Source organism: Chitinophaga silvisoli (assembly GCF_003412465.1).
Lineage (GTDB): Bacteria > Bacteroidota > Bacteroidia > Chitinophagales > Chitinophagaceae > Chitinophaga > Chitinophaga silvisoli.
Map to the genome: position 1 here is coordinate 98,826 of NZ_QTJV01000016.1, position 24,581 is coordinate 123,406.

Genomic DNA, 24,581 nt, shown 5'->3' on the forward strand with positions numbered 1-24,581 from the left:
GCATAACTAAAGGTTATCATCCATTACCTTTTACAATTTCCGTTTGCGGCCGCAACATTAGAAATTTGTGGGCATTATGGAAACAATAAACAAAACTTTTTTAGACCGGACAGTAAGTCTAACCACCAGGGAAGTCATCTTTTTATTAGCTTTCGTATTTTGCCTTACACCACTGATCACGCCTCCTGTGGCATTATTGATGGGCCTAGTCATAGCCCAGTTTGTAGGGCATCCTTATTTACATTTAAATCATAAGGCCACTCATTTGTTATTACAAATTTCAGTCGTAGGACTGGGCTTTGGTATGAACGTGACGAGTGCTTTGCATGCGGGCAGCCAGGGTTTCCTATTTACCGTAGCATCTATTGTTGGTACCTTATTCTTCGGTTTTCTTTTCGGGAAACTCTTAAAAATAGACAGGAAAACTTCTTATTTAATATCTGCGGGAACGGCAATTTGTGGCGGTAGTGCCATAGCGGCAATCTCTCCTGTTATTAAGGCAGAAGAAAAACAGATTTCTGTAGCACTGGGTACGATCTTTATCCTCAACTCTTTAGCACTCTTTATCTTTCCTGCTGTTGGACATTTGTTAAATCTTACACAAACGCAGTTTGGATTATGGAGTGCAATTGCAATTCATGATACAAGTTCAGTAGTAGGGGCTGCCAGTAAGTATGGTGCAGAGGCGTTGCAGGTAGCCACTACAGTGAAACTGGCGAGAGCATTGTGGATTATCCCGCTTTCTTTGCTGAGTAGTGTTGATAAAAAGAAAGTTAAAATTCCCTTGTTTATTGGGTTCTTTATAATAGCAATGGTATTGAATTCATATGTACCATTTGTACAAAAATATGGTCATTATGTGGTGGATGTTTCCAGGGCTGGCTTAACACTGACCTTGTTTTTGATAGGGTGTGGGCTGAATGCAAAGGTGTTGAAGGCGGTTGGTATAAGGCCGTTTGTACAAGGCGTGTTTTTATGGATCATCATCGCAGGTGCGGCATTATGGTCTATCATTTCTTTGGTATAATTTGTTGCCCCTGAGGGGCAACAAATCATACTAATAATATTATTCAAAAACTGGTTGCTCCGGCAAGGTATACTTCTTCCCTGCATTCACCTTCTTCAAATAATCCATCAACACACTAAAATATGCTACCATTGGTTTCGCACTCATATCTGTATGCAAATCGTCCTTCAGCTGTTGTCTCCAGTCAATACTGGCTCCCGGACTCATCACCTTCTTCAGAAAATCTCCCACCGCTTTATTTCCCCAATAATTTGTAGCATGTGGATCCTGGTGCAGGATGCTATCTGCAATATGCTTATGGAACTGGAACACCAGTACACTCGCTATAGAATAATCATAGTACTGTGCAGGATCATCATTGATATGTGTCTTGGTAGCCGCATCACAATACTCCTCTCCTCTTTCTACAGGCGGTACAATCCCCTGGAACTGTTTCACCAGCTTCCACCATGCCTGGTTATACTGGTCCTTCGGCAATTTCTTCGCATACAGGTTGTATTCAAATTCCGTCATTACCCCGCTGCTCCAGGGCAAACTTACTACATAACTCAACGCTTCTTTTAATAATTTCAGTGTATCATTGGTAGTTGTATTCTTTGGAATAAGATTCAGATTTTCAAGGAAAGGTTTTTGCAGGGAAGCCAATCCCATCATGGTACCGAAGGCTTCATGGAAGCCCCTGTTAGCACCACTCCGCAGGATCACCGGGATCTCCGGACGGCTATAAGACATATAATAATAGATGTGTCCAAATTCATGCAATACCGTACTCCAGTAATCGGTAGTTGGTGTGATACTTTCCAGGGAACGCACATCATTTGCCAGGTCCATATGCCATGCAGAAGCATGGTTATTCTTGGTAAACGGACTATCGGCAGGTACCGGGTAGAGGCTACTCTTTTCCCAGAATACCGGTGGCAGCGGATCAAAGCCCAGGCTCTTATAGAATTCCTCACTTTGGTGAGCCATCCATTCAGCACCATGTACTTTAAGTACAGAGTCGATACTCAGGCCCTTTACATCTACCAGGGAAGACCAATCCTGCCCCCAGCGGTTGGGTAGCCAGTCAGCAGGAATATAATCAGGTACGGGTTGTTTATATCTCTCCGCCAGGGTGTAACGCGCCCAGGTATGCAGTTCCCTGTACAATGGCCATATCTCAGTTACAAACTGACGTGTCAGTTTGATCACCTCATCTTCGCCCATTCCATATTCGCGGGCATTGTAATCAAAGTAGTCCTTATAGCCCAGGGGTGTGACAGAAGCATTGCGGAGGTATTGCAAAGAATCAAGACCATCTTTGAGGGTTTTACCCACTTCTTTGCTGGCGGTCCATGCTTTTCTTCTTTCCTGGAGATTATCGGAAGATTCAAGGATTTCATCGATGTGACCGGTGGTAACGGGTTTGCCATCGAGGGTGAACTTGAATCCGTAAAGAGCGGATAATTGCTTGTTGGTAGCGCTGATACGGCGGGTAACGATGTCCCCTGCAGTAGCGGGGTTATTACCTGCGTTGAAGAGGATCACTTCGAACTGCCTTAGCTGTAAGGGAGTAAGTTGATCTTTTAATTGCAGGTATTTTTGTGCGGAATCGATGTTTGCTTTACTGCCGGTGTATTCAGCAAGTACTTTATCGGCGGCATCTGCCAGTTGCTGACTGAGGGTGTCGCCTTTTACGATGCGGGTATTGAGTGTCCATTGGGCCAGGTTGTCTTTGTATATAAGGTCCTGGTAGGTTTTATTATAGCTGTCCAGGTAGGTTTGCGCCTGTTGCCGGGTGAGCTGGTTTTTATTGTTGTCGGATGATTGACAGGCTGCCAGTGAGAGCAGGGTGCCTGTAGCGACAAGGGTGAAACGATTCATAAAGTTTAGATTTTGCGGGGTGAATTTAGGGAAAAATAATTTGTTGGGGGGAAGGGGGAAATGGAAGAATGAACAAAATGAACAGAAAAGAAGGAAGTAAATTTGGAAAGGTGGAGGAGTTAAATGTTAAAAGACGACACCTTTAATAAATTAAGCAATTAAAAGACTAAACTTTGAAAAACTATGGCCTATAATCCAACTACAATTGCCAATTATTTTATTACCACGTATGGGACAATACAAGCACCACTTGATGTAGAAGCAGTCGTTAGTTTAACCTACTTCGCATATGGCTGGTATCTTGCATTCTCTGATTGTAAAACTACCTTAATTAAAGAACCGCTGATTTGCAGAAGAGACCACGCTACTTTCGGTTCCTTATTTGAGAATATGATTGAATCAAGAGTAACCTATTATTATAAAAAGCTGCCCAACCCACAGGGGAACCAACCTATTTCAAAGGAAGATCAACAGTTTCTGGACCGGGTATGGAATACCTTCGGGCACCTTGAAGGTCTTTTTGACGTTGCTTTTTATAATGGTGATACGCCCTGGAAAAAAACAGTTGTAACGGGTCAACTTATAATTCCAATCCACGAGGTATATCAATATTTTAAAAACAGACTAGTTAAAGCAACTGACAATGCCGCATAAATAAGATCACATATGAATATAAAACTCATCCATGGTTCGGACCCGGAATTTTCAATGGGCAATAATTTGCCTAAATTTTTGAGTGCCAGTACTCTTCCAAGGAACAGGATACGCGATTATGGCTCCGAGCAGCTCAGAAGGTTTGCCACTGACACTGATCTCCGGAAGCATATTACCTATTCCTTTATCATCAATATCACATTCTGGTTGTCGGCTGTAATCAGCGTGCTTTATTTTAATAATTACCTGTTAAAACTACAACTGTCAGATGCGGTGTTGATCACGCTACTGACTACCTCTTCCCTGAATGTAATTGGTATGATGATGATCATTTTAAAGAACCTGTTTCCCATAGAGGATGTATCATAAGTAAAATTAAGACCCTTAGAATGGCTTAAACGAAAACGTTCTCCATCAGGTATATGAATAAATAGGGGCGGTTCCGAAGTTTTGAGTTCGCCCCTATTTATTCCTGATTAAAAGCAAATCCTATCAAAACCGTTGCACCAAATACTCCTCCTCTAAATCCAACTGCGCCAAATGCTTCCTGATAATCTCCTCATCTATACTATCCTTCTTATTCATCTTCCTCAAAATCCCCCGCTGCTCATTGATCAAATCCGTCAACACCACCTTATACCGCTCTATCTTATGCGACACCAGCTCATTTCCCTCCTCCGACGCAATATAACTCTCCGCAAATGTCACATCCCCCTCCAACCTCGCCTTCAACGACTTCAACAAATCATTCCCCGCTATCTCCTCCCCGTATTTATTATTCAACAAGGCCAACCCATAAGATGCCATCTTCTTTCTCATGATCGCCTCCTGCTCATGCTCCGGCATAAAAAACCGGTCCTCCCCTAAATTTACCCACTTCACCACCAATGGTAATGTCAAACCCTGAAATACCAGCGTAATCAAAATTACCATAAACGTGATAAACAAAATCAAATCCCGCATCGGGAATACATGCTGCTTATCCAGCATCAGGGGAATCGACAACGCCGATGCCAATGACACCACACCCCTCATCCCTGCCCATCCAAACACCACCGGCAATCTCCACCCCGGGTTATTATCCGCCGTCTTTATATACCTGCTCACCACCTTCGTAAATAAGGCCGCCCCCATCGTACACATCATCCTCATCACTATCACCACGAATGTTATAATCAACCCATACTTAATCGCATTCCACAAAGACACCTCGCCCAACTGCTGTACAATCACCGGCAGCTCCAGGCCTATCAGCAAAAAGATAATTCCATTCAATACAAACCCTATGGTGGACCATACATTCACCCCCCTGATCCTGCTCAGGTGGGTTAAAAAATGATGACTCTTGTTCGACATAAACAATCCCCCCGCTACTACCGCCAGGACCCCGGAAAAGTCCAGGCTCTCCGCCGTTATATACATCACATAGGGAGCTACAAAGGTCAACACCGTATCCATACTTGCATTCGTAGGCAACCAGCGGTGAATCGCATAGAAGACCATCCCTATTGCCAGCCCCACCACAATCCCCATCGTGATCACCAGGAAGAAACTGGTCACCGCTTCATGAAAGACAAACTTCCCCGTCGTTATCGCTATCAGCGCAAACCGGAATACAATCAAACTGGATGCATCATTCAGCAAACTCTCCCCCTCCAAGATATTCACCAGGGACTTCGGCACTTTCACCTCTTTTAGTACCGTCGTTGCCGCCACCGCATCCGGCGGAGAAATAATTCCCCCTAATAAAAAGCCCAGCGCCAGCGTAAAGCCGGGAATCAGCTTACTGGATACCAGCGCAATCACCCCCGAAGTCAGGATCACGATCAGAAAAGCAAATGAACTGACGATCCGCCGCCAGCGCCACAGCTCTTTCCAGCTGGTTTGCCAGGCCGCTTCATATAATAAAGGAGGGAGGAAGATCAGGAAGATCAGTTCCGGATCAATGCTGATCTGGGGCAAACCGGGGATAAAGCTAAGCGCTAAGCCACCGATCACCAGTACGATTGGATAGGAGATCTTTAATCGCCCGGCGATCATGACTAAAAACAGGATGACTAATAATATTCCGATATAGACCGTGAAGGTAAAATGCATATGGGCCGTAGATTATAGATTTTGGTATAAAAGTTTTCAATAAACAAAAGGTTGGGTGAGCGATTGTTTTTTCTGCTCCCGCATTATAAACAAACTTCTTTAATTCCTATCTTTATCGCTCATGGAAGCAATTATCTTCTGCGGGCTGCAAGCCAGCGGTAAATCCACATTCTATAAGGAACATTTTTTCAATTCACATGCCAGAATATCCCTGGACCTCCTTCATACAAGGAACCGCGAAGACATTTTTCTTCACGCCTGTCTCAGCTCCCACATGCCTTTCGTGGTAGACAACACCAACCCTACCCGCAATGAACGACAGAAATACATCGTCCTGGCAAAACATAAACACTATACTATCAAATGTTATTATTTCCAGACATCCCTCCAGGATGCACTTACCCGAAACAACACCCGGCAGGGCAAGGCCCTCATTCCCCATGTTGGGATCAAAGCTACCCTGCGGAGATTCCAAATGCCTGAACTGTTCGAAGGTTTTGATGCTATTCAATATGTAAAACTGGAAAACAGTATCTATCTCACGCAGGATCATCCACATGAAATCTGATACGATCTAACATAACAAGCAAACTAATACCCATGAAATTTGACGACCTGGACAGCAAAATGCGTGTATACGAAACCGCTCATGATACCATCGTCCTCCCCAACATCTTTATGGTCGCCCGCATTGACGGGCGTGGCTTTACCCGCCTCACCAAAGAACTCAATGACTTCGAAAAACCCTTCGACATCCGCTTTCGTGACATTATGGTCGAAACGGTCAAACACCTCATGCAATGCGGCTTCAACATCCTCTATGCTTACTCTGAAAGCGATGAGATCTCCCTTCTCTTTGATCTCCACGAAAATGCCTTCGCCAGGAAGACCAGGAAATATACATCCATCCTCGCCGGCGAAGCCAGTGCCAAGTTCTCCTTACAACTAGGGCAGATAGCCGTCTTCGACTGCCGCATCAGTGAATTGCCTAACGCGCAACTCGTAGTCGATTATTTCCGGTGGAGAAATGAGGATGCCCACCGCAATGCCCTCAGCGCACACTGCTACTGGGTGCTGAGGAAAACCGGGAAGTCTGCCAGCGAAGCAACTAAGGTGATCAACCACTTGTCTACTGCCCAAAAGAATGAATTGCTCTTCACCCACGGCATTAACTTCAATGACCTGCCTGGTTGGCAGAAAAGAGGCATTGGAATCTATTGGGGCGAATCCGAAAAAGAAGGCACAAACCCGGTCACAGGAAAAACTGTCATTATGCAGCGAAGAACACTCATTGTCAATGATATGCTCCCAATGAAGGATGAGTATAGTGCGTTCATTGAAAAAATACTAAACAAACAGGGGTACTAGCACCTACCGCTTCCCACTCACATACCTGTTCCCCTCCACGAAAAACCGATAATCCAACAAGGCATCCGCCCCTGCATAATCCACTCCTATGCGGGGCGTTGCCACCACCTTATCAGCCACATACCCATCATCCGCCAGGTAAAACTCTTCAGAATTTAAGCTATACCCTGTATGCGCCTTATCTATCCCCAATGCCTTACTCACATTCCCCGGCCCCCGCGTCAATGTAAAATCCGCCTTTGCCTTCCCCGTCCGCCTCAGCATCACATCAATTCCCTCCAGGGGCTCCGCTGCCCTGATCAACACCGCCTCCGGTATATCCTTTTTATTCGTTACTATATTAAATAAGTAATGAATCCCATAACAAAGATATACATACGCACTCCCCGCCATCCCAAACATCACCTCCGTTCGCTGCGTACGCCTGCCTCCATAAGCGTGACTTGCCTTGTCTACCACGCCCCTGTACGCCTCTGTCTCCACAATCCGCGCTGTCGTCAGTTCACCATCAAACCTGGTCACTATGATTTTGCCTAATAGCTCCCGCGCGATCGTCAGTACATCAGGCCGGTTATAAAATTTTGCTGTCAGTTTTTTCATCTGTATGAATATAAACAAAAAATCGCCTTCCCCTATGGGAAGGCGATCAATAACAATACCAGACCAAATTCAGGTGCAGGATCCAGTCAAATTCAAATTCACCTGGTGCAACTTATACTGGTGCCGCTTCACCAAATTCAAATTCACCTGGTGCTACTTATCCTGGTGCAGCTTCACCTAATGCAACTTCACCTTCACTATCTCCCCGTCTTCCTTCACGTCCACAAAGTCCTCCGCCCGCTCACTATGATCTACATAATAATCCTGCGGCGTATAATAATCCGTTCTTCCATAACTATTATACCCACTACCCGAATACACATTTTGTGTATACCTCGTAGAATACCCGATGATCACCTGCAGGAAATACCTGCCCGGCAACATCTTATCGAAAGTAAACCGCCCCTCCTCATCCGTCCTGGCCTCCAACCTCCAACGATACGCCTCGTCAGACATATACACCGTCGTTTTCTTCCCTTCCTTCTTCTTCCTCAGCGCATACCACGCATCAAAATAAGGAGTCACCGGCAGCAAAATCACCGTTGAATTAGAAGCATAAATCTTATTGGCCAATGGTGCCTTAAAACCGTATCCATTACGGGGCTTTGTATACGCCCGTCCTTCGATTGTCCCCTTCCCGATTCCCAAAGCCTTCTTCGCTTGTGTTGAATCAAAATAAACTTCAGGGTAGATAATATTCTTTTTCTTTTGGGCATTGCTGGCAAGAACACTGAGTATCAAGACAAACAACATGACGATTCTTCTCATAAAGTACATTAGGTTTTTCAGATTAACACAAAGAGCCTGCAAAATAATTATTGAAAGAGGATTATGCAAGTATCAAACCAAAGCCAGCATTGATCAGAAAAAATATTTTACTGTAAACGTATAATTCCAGCTACAGGTGATCTAAAAAAAACTATTTTGCAATCCTTTCCTTTTACTTACTATGCAACATCATCCCATCACCCGCAAGCTCCACGGGCTTGACCATCTTCGCGCATTCGCAATCACCTTTGTCTTCCTGTTCCATTACAACATCTTCGGCCACCCTGCGTGGATTTCAACAATCGGTAGTTTCGGCTGGACAGGTGTTGACCTCTTCTTCGTTCTCAGCGGCTTCCTCATCGCAGGTCAGCTATTCAACGAAGATCCTATCTCCCTTAAGACCTTTTATACCAAAAGAGTCTTCCGCATCTTCCCTGCCTACTTCCTCATCGTAGCCCTGTACTTCCTCTTTCCGTACCTGCGGGAACGTGATACCCTTCCCCCATTGTGGAAATTCCTCACCTTCACACAAAACCTCGGTCTCGATCTCAAACACACCGGTGCCTTCTCACACGCCTGGTCTCTCTGTATCGAAGAGCAGTTCTACCTGCTCCTCCCTATCCTGATCATCTTTTTCAGAACCTATGACTTAAACCAGATAGCGCCATGGTTCATCGCCTCCCTCTTCCTTGCAGGCTTTGGCGTACGCTTTTATTGCTGGAATCACTTCTACCTGCCCGCCACTGAAGATAACTGGATGGTATGGTACAAATGGATCTATTACCCTACCTTCAGCCGTCTCGATGGCTTACTTGTAGGCATCAGCCTCGCTGCCATCAAAGAAAGATTATACAAATACAGTACCCCCCTGCTCATTGCAGGCCTCCTCATCCTGGCAGCTGCCTACATTATGTGCGATAGTGAAGACCTCTTCAATGAAAGTATTTATGGTTTTCCTCTGATTGCCATCGGCTATGGTTGCATCGTAGCAGCTGCTGCCAGTCCTGATTGCTTCCTGTATAAACATGGCAATGCACTCACCCGCTCACTGGCAGCCCTCTCCTATGCACTCTACCTGAGCCATAAGATAGTCATCAACGTGACCCAGAAAATAGTCTCGGCATGGGGAATTGATACGAAGAGTTCTATGATGTTTGTAATTTGTACCCTCACCTGCCTGGCGGCCGCATGGCTGTTGAGATTTTTAATTGAAAAACCCTTTTTAAGATGGAGAGATAAGGTGCTCTTAAGATAATATTCCTGGTTACCACTCAGCAATGGTACCTCCGTGAACTCAATCCACCAAGGCATCCAAAAAGGAAATAAGCGCCTGCTGCTCTGCCTTATTCAGTCCAAGGGTATCGGTGGATAAGGTCTGATGCATAACCGGTGTAACTCCGCCCTGGTTGTAGAAGTCTATTACCTGCTGCATGGTACTGAAGTTGCCGTGATGCATGAAAGGTGCTGTCACAGCCGCATTTCTTAGTGTTGGTGTTTTGAACGCTCCTTCATAAAAGGTAACGGGAAACACCGTTATCCTGCCCCTGTCTGTATCAGCTACAGGATGTTGCAGATCGGCTGTCAGGGGTACACCTAATATTTCAAATTCCGTCCTGTTAAACAATGGAGGCGTTAAACCATTGAACAGGGGGGCAAAATGACAACTCCCGCAACGGGCCTTGCCCATAAAAATATTGAAGCCATGCTGCTGCTGCGCTGTCATGGCTGATCTATTGCCCGCTAAATAATGATCGAATGCGGAATTAAATGGAGTCAATGTACGTATATAAGCTGCCAGGGCGCGGATGATCTTTTCCTTTGGCATTTGCATACGCGCCGTAATGCTGTCATCTGTGCCCCCCATCTCCGCAGGACTATGCAATACCACATCTACCTGCTCTTCCAGGCTCCTGGCACGGCCGTCCCAGAATTGCGCATACTGGTAGGTGGAATATAATAAGGAAGGCGTATGCCTGGGTAAAAAACCTCCCAACAAAGATTTATTCTGTGGCATGCCATCTGTAAAATGCTTTTCCGGCACATGACAGGTTGCACAACTACGCTGCATATTTCCCGATAAGCGCTTCTCGAAAAATAGTTGCCGGCCCAGGGCGGTATCATACCCGATCTTCGGCGCACTATTATCTCCATTCCTTAACACATCTCCCCGGCCATCGACCGTAATATCCGCCCCCTGTGTAAAGGTCTCTTTCTTAAACGGGTCCCGCGAACCAAAAATCGCTGTCGTATTCAATGCCCTTACCGTATGCGTAGCTTCCATGGCTGACAGCATACGCTGTACCGGCATCGCATAATCAGTAATAAATGTCAGACGATCAAAGCTGTTGAAGTCCTCATGCTCATGCAAAAAAGTCCATGCCAATGTCATCGCTGTACGGATACTATCTACTCCCACCACATTCCGTAAGGCATCCATCGCCGCTGCAGCCTCCGGCACTCCACTTTGCAACGAAGGTGCATCATACCCCGTAATATATAAACTCTGGATGCGGATCAGTTCCAACTGGATGCTCTCCATCACCTGCGCATCCGTAGCCTTAAAATTATATAACAAAGCAGGCAGACCTGCCGCTGTTTCCGCGACGATGTCTGCCTGCTGCATCAATGCTGCTTTCGATGCACCACTGTATAATAATGCTTCTATCTGCTGCAATCCTACCGGCTCCTCATATTCTATATAAGGTTCTTCCACCTCATACTTCGCCGGCGTATTGAACACATAAGCTTCACTCACGAAGAAATATTCAAGGAAGAATGAAATGCGCTTATATGCAATCCTGCATTCCTTCAATGCGTGCTTTGCCTGCTCCACCGTAGCCGGGTCCTTCACATCGTATTTTGAAATCGCCAGCTGCAGGGCCTTTGTACTGGCTGCAAAAACTGCCTGCTGCTCCCTGAAATACCTGATCGTCTGTTCCGGGTACTCCTTCGGTGCTTCGCCTGCCATCCCCAGACACAATAACAAACACAAGCCCGTAAGCACCTTTATTTTCTTCATCGCGCAGTAATTGTAAATGTATCTTTTATACAACCTTCCTTATCTTCTACCGTCACTGTCGTAGTGCCTTTTGCCGGCCTGAGGGTAATGGATTTCGAGGTCTGATTCTTCTCACTCCATTTATAATTACCCACAAATGAAGCCGTCAGTGTCAATGCCTTACCTGCCTTTGCTGTAATCACGTTGTGCTTATTCACTTCTTTCATCATTGTAAAATGGTCCCTGATCACCCCATCCGCACAGATCCATTTCAGGTCCAGGCGGTTGTTCTCAATCTCGAGCAGGGATGCGCCACCATTCATATCATTTGCATACTGCATCGCCTTGTGCGGATAAATTTTTTGCCGGCCACCCAGTTTGCCTGCCGAACCACTTACCACATATACCGTCCCTGCATTCAGTGAATCCTTTACGTACGGACAACTATTCTCACTGCCGTCATACAAACCTGATGAACGACTCAGGTTATGCACCGCAGGATCAAATGAATCCATCATTCCATAATGTCCTTTCATGAGGCGGGAACGCTCGTAGTCATGACTATGGCCGCACAGGATTAAATCAACACCATTGCGCTCCAGGATGCGGATAAAATTCTCACGGATGCGGATCAGCTCATCTGCTTCATCTGAGTTATGAGAACCCATGGTATAGGGAGGATGATGCCAGTATGCCACTACCCACTGCTTATTGTTGTTTGCTGCCAGGTCGCGCTTCACCCACTGTACCTGTGGACCCAGTGTATCATACAAACGATATTGTTCTGCCTCCTTACCATAGCTATCCAGTGAGATGAAGTGCACATTGCCGATATCAAATGAGAAGAACGCCTGTGTATGTGAAGGTACCCCACCATCTTCCGCCTCTGTAGGCATAGAGAAGTTCTGGTAATAGGCTGTCTTGTGTGTACGAACGGCTACCTCTACCGCACCCGGAAAATCATGGTCATTATAATCATGGTTGCCGGGAGTCGGGTACATAGGATGCTGCTTTAACAGGTCATCTTTATAGACATTAAAAAATTTGGTCTGGAATTCCTGGTCCGTACCACTGCCATAGGCATTGTCGCCCAGCAGGATCCAGGCATCCATATAATTGTTACCGAGATAGTTCAGCACAGATTGCTTTACATTCCGCTGGTTCGCTGAGTTATTGCCACAATCGCCGAACGCACCGATCCTGATCAGGTCTTTGCTTCCCACTTCAGGCAATGTATAGAAGTAGTTGTTCGCATCTCCCTGCAAGGTATCAGCAAATGTACCTACGGTATAATAGTACCGTGTATGCGGTTTTAAACCGGTAATACGTACTATGTGTTCTGTGGTGATAGCAGAGTCATCTTTCAGCTGATCCCATTTATTTACCGTAGTACCAAAACGCACCCGGCTGCGTGTAGCCACATTTGTACGCCAGCGAATCGTCATACCGGTAGGTGAGCCTACCTGCAGGTAGGGACCACGGATCACTGTGACCGGATCTTCATCCCCATCACTGTTCTGCGCACGCACTGTCAAAAACGAAAAGAAAAATAAACAAAGGAGCAACCATCCCTGCTTCATCTTGCTATATGATTTTTATGTTAACTTTATCTGTGTAGTCCCTTTTTGCGTAAGTAAGCCAGCAATTCTTCCGGCTTGTCCGTCTGGATCACATTGACCTGTTTCTTCTGTAACAGTGAATCAAATCCCTGCTCCCCCAGCTCATCGTAGTCCCCGAGCGCATTTATCCACACTCTCATATTTGCTTTGCGTACCACCTGCATCAGGCTATCCGTATAGCAGGCATCATCTGCATGCAAGATAGGATAACATCCCTGTTTTAGCACCGCCATCGTCTCTGCTGCATTGTGTACCCTCGGCATCACAGGCAGATCCGGATCGATTGCCCTTACAAGGGCTGCATCTTTATAATCATATACAAAGAAGAGCACCTGCTGCTCCATGCCCATCTCCTTCACCAGTTTGCAGGTAGACACCATCGCACTTCTTGTATCGGCTTTGAAATCGATATCGATCATGATCCTGCCCCTGGCCAGTTCCAGGGCATCCCGGAAGGAAGGGATCCGTTCTGTGGTTACTACGCCCTCTTTCTTTAAGTGCAGTGACTGTAGTTCAGCATAAGTCATATCGGCTACCTTACCATGACCATCCGTTTTTTTATCTATGCTTTCATCGTGCATTAACACCAATACCCCGTCCTTTGTTTCCCGGACATCTATTTCGATGATATCAATTCCCTTGTCAATGGCAGTCCGGATAGCAGGCAGGGAATTCTCCGCATACACTTCATGGTCTGCACGGTGAGCAGCCACCAGGATATATTGGTGATGATGATAAAAATCCTTGATTATTTTATCCACCGGCATCATTACTAACAGTAAAAATAATAGCTTATTCATTACCTGTTTCGATTTTGTTTAAGATAATTGATCAATGCCCCCGGATGATCGGTTTGTAAGCCCTGCACGGGGGTATCCAGTGCTTTCTGCCAGCTGAGAGGACCTTCATCCTTTGCCTGCACATCCAGCCATACGGCTATATTCCGCCGCTTAAAAAGGGCCAGCATTGCCGGCGTATACTGCCCGATGCTGCCATCAACGACAGCAACCGGGTACCGGTCAAAAAAAGCATCCAGTTCTTTCACATCTCCAGGTATACTGGTCATCAATGGCATTTGCGGGGCTACCCTGTGCCATGCATCCACCTGCTCCAGCGTATTGCAGTACACCACCATATGCCGTTCCATGCGCGCCTTCTTAATCAATGGATAGACCCGCTCCGGATCTGCCTCCTTAAAATCAAGATAGATATTTACCTTCCTCTTACACAGCTTTAACACCTCATCAAAAGCGGGTAAGCTGCTATTTAGTTCCGTCAGTGCACCATGACTGATATATAAGCGTCCATCCTTAAACGTTCTCAGGTCTACCTCTACATAATCTACCCCATCCTCTATGGCGCGCTGGTATGCCGCCAATGTGTTCTCCGGTAAAACAGTGTGATCGCCCCTATGGGCGATCACTACATGTTTATGCTTTACAACCGGGAGCAAGGCAATCATCAGCATTAAGTAAAATTGCATAGCTAACTGTTTATCATTTTAAATACCACATCTTCGTTGTTATTTCATCCGCACCCTGCCTGGTTACTGCTGCGTTATACTGATCCAGGTTGTAAGACTGCTCCGTAGTAGGATACTTATACCTGGAAGGAATTTCAGAAATGGCCGCCAGCGGACCAGTTACAAATACAGGATAACCTGTTCTTCTCTGGTCAAACCAGCCCTCTGCCCCTTTCAGGAAATTCGCAATCCACTTCTGTGTGATCAGCTGCGCCAATGTACCATTGTACTGTACAGAAGCCTGGGCCAGGTAAGCCGCCTTAGCAGTGGCAGAGATGCCATAAGCATCCAGTGATGCTGCAATGCCTTTGTTATACAATGAAGCCGCGGTTTCACCACTCACTGTTACCTTTCCCGCCTGTACTACTTCTGCCAGTATAAAACACTGCTCTGCATAGGTCATCATACTTGCTTTCAGCAGGTCACTCTGGTTCGCATAGAAGATAGGTGCCATCTTTGAAATGTGTGTCTCACCACCATTATAATCATAAGGAGATGAAATCGCATTGGGTACTCCTACATACAGGTTGGCATCTACTGTATAACCTGTAGTGCTGGACACGGGTGCTGCCCATACCGGTAATCTTGGATCATTCAAACGCAGCAGGGTATCCACGATCTCCTTGGATGGCTTGTACTTGTCGATCTCTGTCGCCTTGCTGTTCAGGTTCCCACCCGGCCAGCTATCGATCGCATTCACGCCTAAATATCTTAGTCCTGCATCGTCACTGTTGCTTTCGAACAAAGGAAATTTGCCTGGATTGTTCAGCATATGCTGCATCTCAGTATATGCTGTTGCAGATTTCTTTGACATACGCAGCAGCAGGCGTAAATGCAGTGCGTTGGCAAACTTACGCCAGTTCAACGCCACACCACCATACAGGAGATCATAATCCGCATCAATGGTCTGTGTGTTGGCAGCCAGTGTATCATTGGCAGCTGTAAGTGTGGCCAGCAGCGAAGAATAGATATCCTCCTGCTGATCATATACGGGATGTACTATACTACTGTCTTTAGATAGTAAGGCCTCACTATAAGGTATGTCTCCATATAAATCTGTAATATAGGCGAAGTTGAACACCTTGATAATATCTGATATCGCCGTGTATTGCAACATACCATTGGAGGCCGCCAGGTCATGAAAGGTTTTATTATAAGTCAATGCCCCATAATACCCATCCCATGTTTTCCCAGCCCAGCCAAACAGGTCATCACCTTCATTGCGTACCTTAGTGATATACCTTGCTGCCTCGGCGGGCTTGTCCAGGAAGGCTTCGTTCTGATAAGGATAAGCCGTTTTTACCAGCGCCGTCGAAAGCAGGTATTGCGGATTTACAGTCGTTGCCGTATTTGGATCTGTGTTGATTTCCTCAAAGTTCTTCGTACATGCACTTAACAGCAACAACACGCCAATGGCATAAATCTTTTTCATATAGTTGTAGTATGAATATTAAAAGTTAAGACCCAGTTTCACTCCATAAGAACGGGTGTATGGCAGTGACCAGCTGGAGGTACCCGGGGTAATGCTACCACTCTTGATCGTCATCGCAGTTTCAGGATCGTAGCCACTACCTGCTGCTGTCCAGCTGAACAGGTTGCGGGCAATCAATGAAATACTCAGGTTAGAAATTGGCAGTCTGCCTGTTTGCTCCTTGCTGAACAGGTAGGTCAGGCTCACTTCGCGCAACTTCACATAGGTAGCACTAAAAGTATTGCGGGCGTGCATCTTCCAGTAGTAGTCACCATAGAAACTCTCAGGATCTGTAATGTTGGTATTCTTTACATAGTTGCCATTGCCATCGTCGATATAACCATCTTCGATCATACCATCGGTACGGTCGCTGGTGCCGTCGTTCCAGGCCAGGCCACCATGTGCCAGGTCACGGCCTCTTAGTGTATTCTTTGTACGGCCGTCAGACAGCAGGTTCATAAACATATAGGAGAAGAACTTACCACCCTGGCGGTAATCGACCAGCGTATTCAGCGTGAAGTGACCATAAGTAAAAGTGTTGGTGATACCCAGTGAGAAATCAGGGTTATAATTACCAATCCTTATGAGGCCGGTTGCATTCTGGCTATGCCCTGTTTCATCCAGCAGTTCTTTTCCTTTGTAAGGACCAGCCGGCACCGTCTTCCAGGTATTACCATACATGTCGCCGAGTGATTCGCCCTCACGCACCTGGTATTGCATACCTTCCGCAGTACCCTGCAGGTAAGAAGTGATGCCGTCTGTCAGCGCGATCACCTTGTTCCTGTTACGGGTGAAGTTGGCACCGATATCCCAAATGAACTTACCGGATACAGGTGTGCCATGTACTGCCAGTTCCCATCCCCTGTTACGGATTTCACCGGCATTGATGATGCGTGCGCTGTAACCACTGGCCATCGTAGTCGGGATCTGGATGATCTGGTTGCGGCTATCGGTAGTATACCAGGTAGCTTCGATGCCCAGCCTGTTGTTGAAGAATTTAAGATCAGTACCTACTTCATAGGAAGTGGCGATTTCTGGCTTCAGGTTATTGTTTTTCAGCGTGGTGCTGAAGGTAGCCATCTTCACATCGCCCCAGTCAGGCGAGCTGAAAGTAAAGCTGTTGTACAGGCTGTAGGGGTCAGTGTCCCTACCCACCTTAGACCAGTTCAGTCGTACCTTGGCATAAGAAAGTGCGCTGTGTTCAATCCTGAACATGTCTGACAAAATCAGGCTCAAAGAGGCAGAGGGATAAAAGTAGGAGTTGTGGTTGGCTGGTAAGGCACTGGACCAGTCATTCCTGGCACTCAGATCCAGGAATGCATAGCTCTTGTAAGATAATTCACCCATTGCATACAAACTGTTGATGCGCTTGGACGCTTTGTAAGAAGCATTGGTAATAGTACCAGCAGCAGCATTAGAGATGTTGTATACTCCAGGCATTACCAGCTGGCTAGCTGCCTGTGACTGCGTGTTAGAATGCTGATCCATGCGGTTACCGCCTACGCTTACGAAAAATGCAAAATCGTGTTGAAGGCTCTTTTTATAGGTCAGCAGGAAGTCGGTATTCTGCTCACTGCCAAATAAATTCCCGATATAATAAGCACCATAAGGGTTCTGAACAGCACTCACGGCACGCTTGCTTTCATCCGTTTCTGTATACCAGTCGAGACCTGTACGCCCCATTAATGTCAAGCCTTTTGCCAGTTCCATTGTCAATTGTACGTTACCTGTTACATGATGACGGTTGTAGGCATTGGTCAGCTGATATGCCACGAAGTAAGGATTGTCTGTGCTACCCTGGTCCTGTGACCACTGCTGCAGTCCTTCCTGCCCCTGTTGCCAGTAATCTTTCAGCAGCCTGGAGTTGATGTTCGCAGGCATCGTGTATAGGATATAACCGGAGCTTCCCCTGTTGAAGGTAGGGCGGTTATTGCTGGTATTGTTCGTATAGGCAATATTGGTAGTGACCTTAATTTTTGGACTCAGTTCATATCCTGCAGCGAGGTTGATATTGTTTCGTTGTAAACCTGTGTTGGGTGTGATACCCTTATTCTGCAGGTTCGTATAAGAGAGCCGGAAATTACTACCGGTGATCGCCACATTGCTGGTATAGGTAGAACCGGTTTCATAGAAATCTTTTACCCTGTCAGGATAAGCGATCCAGTCCGTAGGAACCTTGTTGCCATTGGCATCGGTAGGACTATTCCACTGAATATGTCTGGAGCCATCGTTCAGTTTAGGGCCCCATGATGCAGTCGATAAGGTATTGGTAGGATCGACCGACCCAGTGGCATCACCGGCACCAAATTCGCTCTGGAAGTCGGGGAACTGCCATGCCTTGTCATAGATGGCACTGAAGTTTGCACTTACGTTCAGGCCTTTCTTATTTTTACCATTCCCGCTTTTGGTCGTGATGAGGATTACACCGTTTGCCGCACGGCTACCATATAGTGCTGCGGCGCTTGCACCTTTCAGTACGGTTACGCTTGCGATATCGTCCGGACTTACATCGGAGATAGGGCTGCCATAGTCTACCGTTACCTGGCCAACAGGCACATTCGGACTCCTGTTTGCCGAAGCAACAGGTACCCCATCGACTACGAAGAGTGGCTGGTTGTTGTTGGCAATAGAGCTGGCACCACGAATGGTGATCAATACAGAACCACCGGGATCAGAGCTGGCGGAGCGGATGTCTACACCAGCCACCTTGCCGGAAAGACTATTCACCACGTTTACATCTTTTACGGTGTTTACTTTAGAACCATCCAGGGTAGCGATAGCATAGCCCAGGGCTTTCTCTTCGCGTTTGATACCTAATGCAGTTACCACGACAGCAGAAAGATCTTTTACATCAGGAGAAAGCTGTACGTTCAGTATGGCGCTGTTGCCTGCTTTTACCGTCTTGTTCACAAAACCTACAGCGTGGATAAGGAGTGTGGTAGCGCCATTTACTTCGATGGTATAATGCCCCTGGTCGTCGGCCACCACCATTTTGTTGGTAGACTGGTCGGTGATCAATGCACCGGGTACAGGTTCGCCTTTGTCGTTGGTGATAGTACCGTTGATGATCTTGTGCTCATCGCCGGTGATAGTGATGGTATTGGAAGCAGTCATGCGCTGGATGGCATAATCGCTATGCCCCAGTTGTACGATGGTGAGTCCCAGTGGTTGCAGTGCCTGTGCTATCTTGCTGGCATTGAAAGCTCCCTGTTGGGGAAACTGCTCAAGGTAAACATATTTGTTTGCTACGGTGGCACTGTTGTAGTTAAAGTTGACGTGAAAGATGTCTTCCATTTTCTGGAGTGCTGTGGCCAGCGACACTCTTTCACTCACATAGTTATAGGTGATGGGAGCAGTATGCGCCCTTACCTGCCAGACTTCCGGCAACAGGAGGACAGTCAGGACAAGGGACCTGTTCAATTTAAGTTTCATAAAAAATTAATGCGCTTTCTGTTTACGAAGTGATAATAGCTTATTCGAATACAATAGTATGATTAGCCTGGACTGAAAGCCGGTCATTGTACACTGACCTGATAGCAGCCAGGAGAATGTCTGTATTGTCTAAAGGACAGGAGCCTGAAAAGCGTTCCATTTGTAAGGTGGTACTTTTCCACTGTACATGAAAACCATAGTTTTCTTCCAGGACGGCTGCGACTTTATAAAGCGGTGTATTTTTAAAGACCAGGCGACCGCTCTTCCAGGAGATAAAGGACCCGGGGCTGATGCGTTCCATTTTTTTGCTGCCGGCATCGAGTCGGATCATTTCGCCGGGCGTCATGTCTGCACTACCTGCTGTAGCCGCCCAGCCGGCACCGTTTACATGGACCTTGCCTGATTCCAGCAATACTTCGATGTGTTGTTTGCGGTTGTAGATGTTGAAGGCAGTACCGAGTACAGTTACTTCCATCCCATCCGTATGCACTTTCAGGTCATGGTGTTCACCGCTGAAGTAAGCTTCACCTTCAATCCAGACGTCGTGACCTTTGTACTGAAGGGTGGTGTTGGCATTCAGCAATACTTTAGATCCATCCGGCAATTTTACTTCCTTCGTCATGGCGATACCGGTGGAAATAGTGCTGCGTTTATTCATAAAATAAAGACCTGTGGATATGAGCAATAACAGGGATGCGGCGGCAGCTGTCCAGCGATACATTAATACGCGGAGGCGTTGTCCCAGCGCATGATCAAATCTTTCCTGCATCTCTGCCATATCGGCCGGAGAGGGTCCGTTTTCATTTTCTTTCAATATTGAAAGTAAGGTGAAAGCGGTATTCACGTCCTCCTGGTGTTCAGGGTGTGCAGCCAGCCATTGTTCCCAATGGGTGCGTGCCTGTTCATCATGTTGATTGACCCATGCTCTGAAAGAGCTGTTAGTCATCAGCTCCGCTACTGTATATTGTTCCTGGTCCATTGTTATTATTAAGAGGCGGGAAGTGAGCCGGATACCCTCAATTGCTATTTAAACAAATTGTTAAGACATTTTGAGTATGCTTACTTCCCCTGTTGCTTTTGAATAAGAGGCGGGAAATGGGCCGGATGCCCTCAATTGCTATTTAAACAAATTGTTAAGACATTTTCGTGTATGCTTACTTCCCCTGTTGCTTTTGAATAAGAGGCGGGAAATGAGCCGGATACCCTCAAAAAATGTTTAGTTATTCTTTTGGTTACAATAATCCGGTGAGTTGTTTATTGCGGGCGATCACATCGCGCATTTCATCAAGCGCTCTATAAATAAGGGTTCTGGCGTACTTTACTTCTTTCATAGACATGATTTCAGCAATACCTTCGTAACCGATATTTTCGAAGAAATAAAGATAAATGGCTTCACGCTGACGGTTACTCAGCCCATTGATTACATGCTGTACGACCTGTTTACGGTTGTGTAATTCCTGTTGTTCAATGATGGGATGATCGGCGGAGAGATCGAGGTAGAAGCCATAGCTTTCATCACTGCCCAGGTCCTCAGTGGACCGGGCCTTCTGTTGACTGATCACGCGCAACAGCTTGCGACGAACAGCAATCATCAGGTAGCTCTTTACATGCTGTACATTATTACGCCGGGAACGGCTGGTAAAGAGTTCGATAAAAAAGTCCTGCAATACGTCTTTAATCAGGCTTTTGTCGTCAGTAAACCTGTTACAGTACTTGAATAGTATAGGGAACCAATAAGCCCACAAACCGTCGAATGCCCGCTTATCCCCTTTGCAAAACTGCTCCCAAAGTTGTATATCATCGTTTTGTCCCACTTCCATACGACTTGAGTAGCTGCAAAGCTATTCTATAATGCCATTGAAGTATATTAACTTTTCGTTAACCGTTTTAATGCTTTAATTTTACGATCAACACCAACCATTTAACCTGGATGCCATCGTTAAAAAATATGCTGCTGCAGCTATTGCTGTGTTTTTCTGTACCTGTGATTGCCCAAAAGACGGGAAAGATCTACGGTCAACTTGCAGATACCGTCACTCATCAAACACTCAAGGATGCTTATATCACAATTCTAAAGGGAACTGCTGTACAAAAATCAGTTTTCTCAGATACCAAAGGGGCCTTTAGCTGCGACAATGTACCATATGGGGAGTATCATATTCATATTTCATTTCAGGGCTTAGCACCGTTTGAAAAGGCCGTTTCCCTGGATGCACAGCATCCACTGCTGAACATGGATACCATCTACATGTTTCTTTCTGTAAAGACCCTGGATACCTTGGTAGTAGCCGAGCCACCAATGGTGATCAGGAAAGATACCCTTGAGTTCAATGCAAGCCGTTTCCCCACTAAACCTTATGCGGAGCTGGCCAGGCTGGTACAAATCCTGCCCGGTATGCAGATCAATAATGATGGTACCATGACCATCAATGGCATTAGCATCGATCAGTTGACGGTAGATGGACAGCCATTCTTTACAGGAGATAAAAAAATGGCACTGACACACCTGCCGGCGGACATTGTGAAGAAGATCCAGGTGTATACAACTGATTCCCTGAGTAAGACGCTCAATGCGCCGAAGACATTGAACATTGTATTGCAGGCGAATAAAAGGAAAGGCACCTTTGGTAAAGGTGGGGCAGGTATTGGTACCGCTGAAACCTATACGGTAAATGGAGACATGAACCGGATGAATGACGGACAACAATATTCTGTAATGGGCGACCTGGGCAATGTGGAAAGAGAAAGAATGGGGATGGATGCCATGCCATCTATGAGTAGCGGCAGGCAACGCATGACCAACCTGGGTGCCAGCTACCGGGATAACAGGAATAAGGGGGCCACCTTTGGGGGAAATGTACTGTCGATGAATATGCGGAATGAATCATCCTCCCGCACACATGCACTGAATATCTATCCGAATGACTCCTCTACGATACAGGACCAGGTGTCGGATGGTGTGATAAATAATTACAGTCACCAGTTCAATGGAAATGTGAATATAGGCAATGGAACCAGGACCGTCTTTATGATCAGTCCAGGTGTTGGGATCAATAAGAGTGAGAACATTTCTACACAAAAGGCTTCACAACAATTTGAAAAGACCGGTGTGCAGACCTACCAGAGCTCAGGCAGGAGCAATAGTACGAGCACAGGCACTTCGTATGGAACGGGTTTAAACTTTACCCATAATTTTAAAAGGATGGGAGAAAGATTCATGTCTGCGCTGAATATCAGGAACAGTGACAACGAATCCCTGTCAACGAATAATAGTGAAACGAAATATGCCACTTATAGTAATACTATTCATCAGCAGAACAAGAGCAATAACCAGTCGATGAATATCAATTCCAATTCAAGTTATAGTGTGCCGCTGGGGAATCATTTTTTCCTGCAGGCACAGTTGGGATATTCATTCAGTAAAGACAACAACAAATACAGGACGCTGAAGTACAATGATGCGACCGGGCACTTTGACCAGCTGGATACTACGCAGAGTAATACCTACGGTAGTATTTATCATGCAGGTTCATTGCAGGCGAATGTGACAAAGACCATGGGAAAAGTGACTGTGATGGCGGGTACAGGTATTGAGCGTGACTTGCTGCATGGGGAGAATAAAACGAATCATACAAGTCTGTCGAAGCGCTATGTAAACCTGCTGCCACAGTTTACATTTACCTATAACCCGGTCCAGAGCAATACCCTGCAATTGACTTATAACGGGAAGCCGAACCAGGTGATGATCCAACAACTGCAACCTGTTACCATGACCAAGGACTCGCTGAATATACAGGAAGGTAACCCGGATTTACAGCAACCATATACACATAGTATCAATCTTACTTATACCAGGATGGCAGGTATGCGGATGTTGACTGTAACATTGATGTCGAATATTGTGACACATAGTATCAGTTCAGCTACTACACTGCTGAGTAATGGGGCGAGGGTGACTAAGCCGGTGAATATTGACGGGCAGCAGAACACCTCCCTGATGGTGAATTATGCGATGCCGCCCAGGACGGGGAAGTCCAGTTTCAATTTATCAGGCAATGTCAATTATTCCAGGGCACCGGTGTTGAGTAATAATGTGCGGAATGACAGCCGGTCTTTGTATGTGAGCAGTTCATTCTCCTGGAACTATCACGACAAGAATGGCCTGGACCTGGTCATGGGACTTTCTCCCGGGCTCAATACAATGTCGACCTCAGTGGGTCTGCATACTTCCTATTTCAATACGGGTGTGACAGGCAGAGTGGATTATTCTTATGAAGATTTGGAAGGCGAGCTGGGGCTGTATTATAATTACAACAGTAGTCTGCCTGCCAATTATCAGCCGGCTTTCCCGTTTTTGTCACCTTCGGTACGATATCGCTTTTTAAAGAAGAAAGCAGGGCAGTTAGCATTGTCTGTAAAGGATCTGTTGAATCAGCAATCCGGGGCGGACAGGATGGTATCGGCGACGAGTGTGATTGATTCCTGGATGCAAACGAGGGGCCGGTACCTGTTGCTTTCTTTTACTTATAACATCAGTCATTTTGGACCGGGCCGAACGACGGCAGCCATTTAGGTTCCTGAACAGGGTGGGATCAGAGCCTGATCTTTAATCCCATCTCCCGTTTCATCGTCAGCAATGCTTCAGCATTCCCTTTCGCATCCTCCACAGGGTGATGTGTGTGCTTCGTCACACGCAGGTGCTTGAAGTTTTTAAACATATCCTTTTCCATTCCTTTGAAAAGACTGCCTAAATTCTGTGAGCTGTGACCGAATGGATTTGAACCAATGAAGTGATGGAAATACCAGGCTATGAACATACTATCAAAACCGTTGTTATCACTGATCAGAATTGGACGCTCCTTTCCACATACGGAAGCTATCCAGGTTTCAAATTCGGCCATTACTGTTTTTGCATCTCTGAAAGCCTTTGTTTCTTCCCTGCTAAATCCGGATACTGCCAGTGCTTCAGGAATATAGTTTTCTGAAATGGGTGCTAACTGACCATAAAAGGTTTGATCTAATTGTTCGTTTACGAGAACGGCTCCGAATGAAATCATGGAGAAATCTCCGGGGATAGGGCCATCGCTCTCAATGTCTACCATAATGTAAGGCATGGGGTTACAATTTAATTTTACTAAAATCTGCGCAAGATACGGCAAAAT

20 protein-coding genes are annotated in these 24,581 nt (G+C 46.1%); 7 read left to right on the forward strand and 13 right to left on the reverse strand.

The features are described from left to right. Positions 1-76 precede the first annotated feature (76 nt). The gene (locus DXN04_RS30465) at positions 77-1,027 is read left to right on the forward strand and encodes a YeiH family protein (RefSeq protein WP_116857205.1); all 951 of its coding nucleotides are present in this window, start codon (positions 77-79) and stop codon (positions 1,025-1,027) included. A 39-nt stretch (positions 1,028-1,066) separates the two neighbouring features. Here the strand turns inward: DXN04_RS30465 and DXN04_RS30470 are convergent, their stop codons facing one another. After that, positions 1,067-2,890, reverse strand: coding sequence for a M2 family metallopeptidase (locus DXN04_RS30470; RefSeq protein WP_116857206.1), 1,824 nt, complete (start codon positions 2,888-2,890; stop codon positions 1,067-1,069). Positions 2,891-3,073: 183 nt separating this feature from the next. Here DXN04_RS30470 and DXN04_RS30475 point away from each other — a divergent pair, with 183 nt between their 5' ends. Further along, entirely contained in the window at positions 3,074-3,544 is a 471-nt protein-coding gene (locus tag DXN04_RS30475; RefSeq protein ID WP_116857207.1) for a Panacea domain-containing protein, read from the forward strand. Between the two features lie 12 nt (positions 3,545-3,556). Continuing rightward, positions 3,557-3,913: a hypothetical protein gene (locus DXN04_RS30480; RefSeq protein ID WP_147320103.1), complete on the forward strand. Its 357-nt coding sequence runs from the start codon at positions 3,557-3,559 to the stop codon at positions 3,911-3,913. A 123-nt stretch (positions 3,914-4,036) separates the two neighbouring features. On the opposite strand, the gene DXN04_RS30485 is transcribed toward DXN04_RS30480, so the two are convergent. Next, positions 4,037-5,641 (reverse strand): Na+/H+ antiporter, encoded by a 1,605-nt coding sequence (locus DXN04_RS30485; RefSeq protein ID WP_116857209.1) that lies wholly within the window; start codon positions 5,639-5,641, stop codon positions 4,037-4,039. Positions 5,642-5,762: 121 nt separating this feature from the next. Between DXN04_RS30485 and DXN04_RS30490 the strand changes: the two genes are divergently transcribed. Both DXN04_RS30490 and DXN04_RS30495 read left to right on the forward strand, forming a co-directional pair. After that, a complete protein-coding gene (locus DXN04_RS30490; RefSeq protein ID WP_116857210.1) occupies positions 5,763-6,209 on the forward strand; it encodes an ATP-binding protein in 447 nt (148 codons plus the stop codon). Positions 6,210-6,241: 32 nt separating this feature from the next. After that, a complete protein-coding gene (locus DXN04_RS30495; RefSeq protein ID WP_116857211.1) occupies positions 6,242-7,009 on the forward strand; it encodes a tRNA(His) guanylyltransferase Thg1 family protein in 768 nt (255 codons plus the stop codon). Positions 7,010-7,012: 3 nt separating this feature from the next. Here the strand turns inward: DXN04_RS30495 and DXN04_RS30500 are convergent, their stop codons facing one another. Together DXN04_RS30500 and DXN04_RS30505 are read right to left on the reverse strand one after the other, a co-directional pair. Beyond that, positions 7,013-7,609 (reverse strand): DNA-3-methyladenine glycosylase, encoded by a 597-nt coding sequence (locus DXN04_RS30500; RefSeq protein ID WP_116857212.1) that lies wholly within the window; start codon positions 7,607-7,609, stop codon positions 7,013-7,015. A gap of 177 nt (positions 7,610-7,786) precedes the next feature. Beyond that, the gene (locus tag DXN04_RS30505) at positions 7,787-8,377 is read right to left on the reverse strand and encodes a carboxypeptidase-like regulatory domain-containing protein (protein WP_147320104.1); all 591 of its coding nucleotides are present in this window, start codon (positions 8,375-8,377) and stop codon (positions 7,787-7,789) included. 181 nt (positions 8,378-8,558) lie between these two features. Here DXN04_RS30505 and DXN04_RS30510 point away from each other — a divergent pair, with 181 nt between their 5' ends. Continuing rightward, a complete protein-coding gene (locus DXN04_RS30510) occupies positions 8,559-9,632 on the forward strand; it encodes an acyltransferase family protein (protein WP_116857214.1) in 1,074 nt (357 codons plus the stop codon). 39 nt (positions 9,633-9,671) lie between these two features. Here DXN04_RS30510 and DXN04_RS30515 read toward each other — a convergent pair whose 3' ends face one another. The 8 genes from DXN04_RS30515 to DXN04_RS30550 all read right to left on the reverse strand — a co-directional run bounded on the left by DXN04_RS30515 (position 9,672) and on the right by DXN04_RS30550 (position 21,239). After that, entirely contained in the window at positions 9,672-11,396 is a 1,725-nt protein-coding gene (locus DXN04_RS30515) for a cytochrome-c peroxidase (RefSeq protein WP_116857215.1), read from the reverse strand. Then, the gene (locus DXN04_RS30520) at positions 11,393-12,955 is read right to left on the reverse strand and encodes a purple acid phosphatase family protein (RefSeq protein ID WP_116857216.1); all 1,563 of its coding nucleotides are present in this window, start codon (positions 12,953-12,955) and stop codon (positions 11,393-11,395) included. The genes DXN04_RS30515 and DXN04_RS30520 overlap by 4 nt, the downstream gene beginning before the upstream one ends. Positions 12,956-12,981: 26 nt before the next feature. Continuing rightward, the gene (locus DXN04_RS30525; protein ID WP_116857217.1) at positions 12,982-13,794 is read right to left on the reverse strand and encodes a glycerophosphodiester phosphodiesterase family protein; all 813 of its coding nucleotides are present in this window, start codon (positions 13,792-13,794) and stop codon (positions 12,982-12,984) included. After that, positions 13,794-14,477, reverse strand: coding sequence for a glycerophosphodiester phosphodiesterase family protein (locus DXN04_RS30530; RefSeq protein WP_116857218.1), 684 nt, complete (start codon positions 14,475-14,477; stop codon positions 13,794-13,796). Before DXN04_RS30530 ends, DXN04_RS30525 begins: the two co-directional genes overlap by 1 nt. 13 nt (positions 14,478-14,490) lie before the next feature. Then, entirely contained in the window at positions 14,491-15,948 is a 1,458-nt protein-coding gene (locus DXN04_RS30535) for a SusD/RagB family nutrient-binding outer membrane lipoprotein (protein ID WP_116857219.1), read from the reverse strand. 18 nt (positions 15,949-15,966) lie between these two features. Continuing rightward, positions 15,967-19,419: a SusC/RagA family TonB-linked outer membrane protein gene (locus DXN04_RS30540; protein WP_116857220.1), complete on the reverse strand. Its 3,453-nt coding sequence runs from the start codon at positions 19,417-19,419 to the stop codon at positions 15,967-15,969. A gap of 40 nt (positions 19,420-19,459) precedes the next feature. Beyond that, the gene (locus tag DXN04_RS30545) at positions 19,460-20,398 is read right to left on the reverse strand and encodes a FecR family protein (RefSeq protein WP_116857221.1); all 939 of its coding nucleotides are present in this window, start codon (positions 20,396-20,398) and stop codon (positions 19,460-19,462) included. 253 nt (positions 20,399-20,651) lie between these two features. After that, positions 20,652-21,239: an RNA polymerase sigma factor gene (locus tag DXN04_RS30550; RefSeq protein ID WP_116857222.1), complete on the reverse strand. Its 588-nt coding sequence runs from the start codon at positions 21,237-21,239 to the stop codon at positions 20,652-20,654. 110 nt (positions 21,240-21,349) lie between these two features. Here DXN04_RS30550 and DXN04_RS30555 point away from each other — a divergent pair, with 110 nt between their 5' ends. Beyond that, on the forward strand, positions 21,350-23,992 hold the full coding sequence (locus DXN04_RS30555; RefSeq protein WP_116857223.1) for an outer membrane beta-barrel protein: 2,643 nt from the start codon (positions 21,350-21,352) through the stop codon (positions 23,990-23,992). A 19-nt stretch (positions 23,993-24,011) separates the two neighbouring features. Here DXN04_RS30555 and DXN04_RS30560 read toward each other — a convergent pair whose 3' ends face one another. Further along, positions 24,012-24,533, reverse strand: coding sequence for an exonuclease domain-containing protein (locus tag DXN04_RS30560; RefSeq protein WP_116857224.1), 522 nt, complete (start codon positions 24,531-24,533; stop codon positions 24,012-24,014). Positions 24,534-24,581 lie beyond the last annotated feature (48 nt).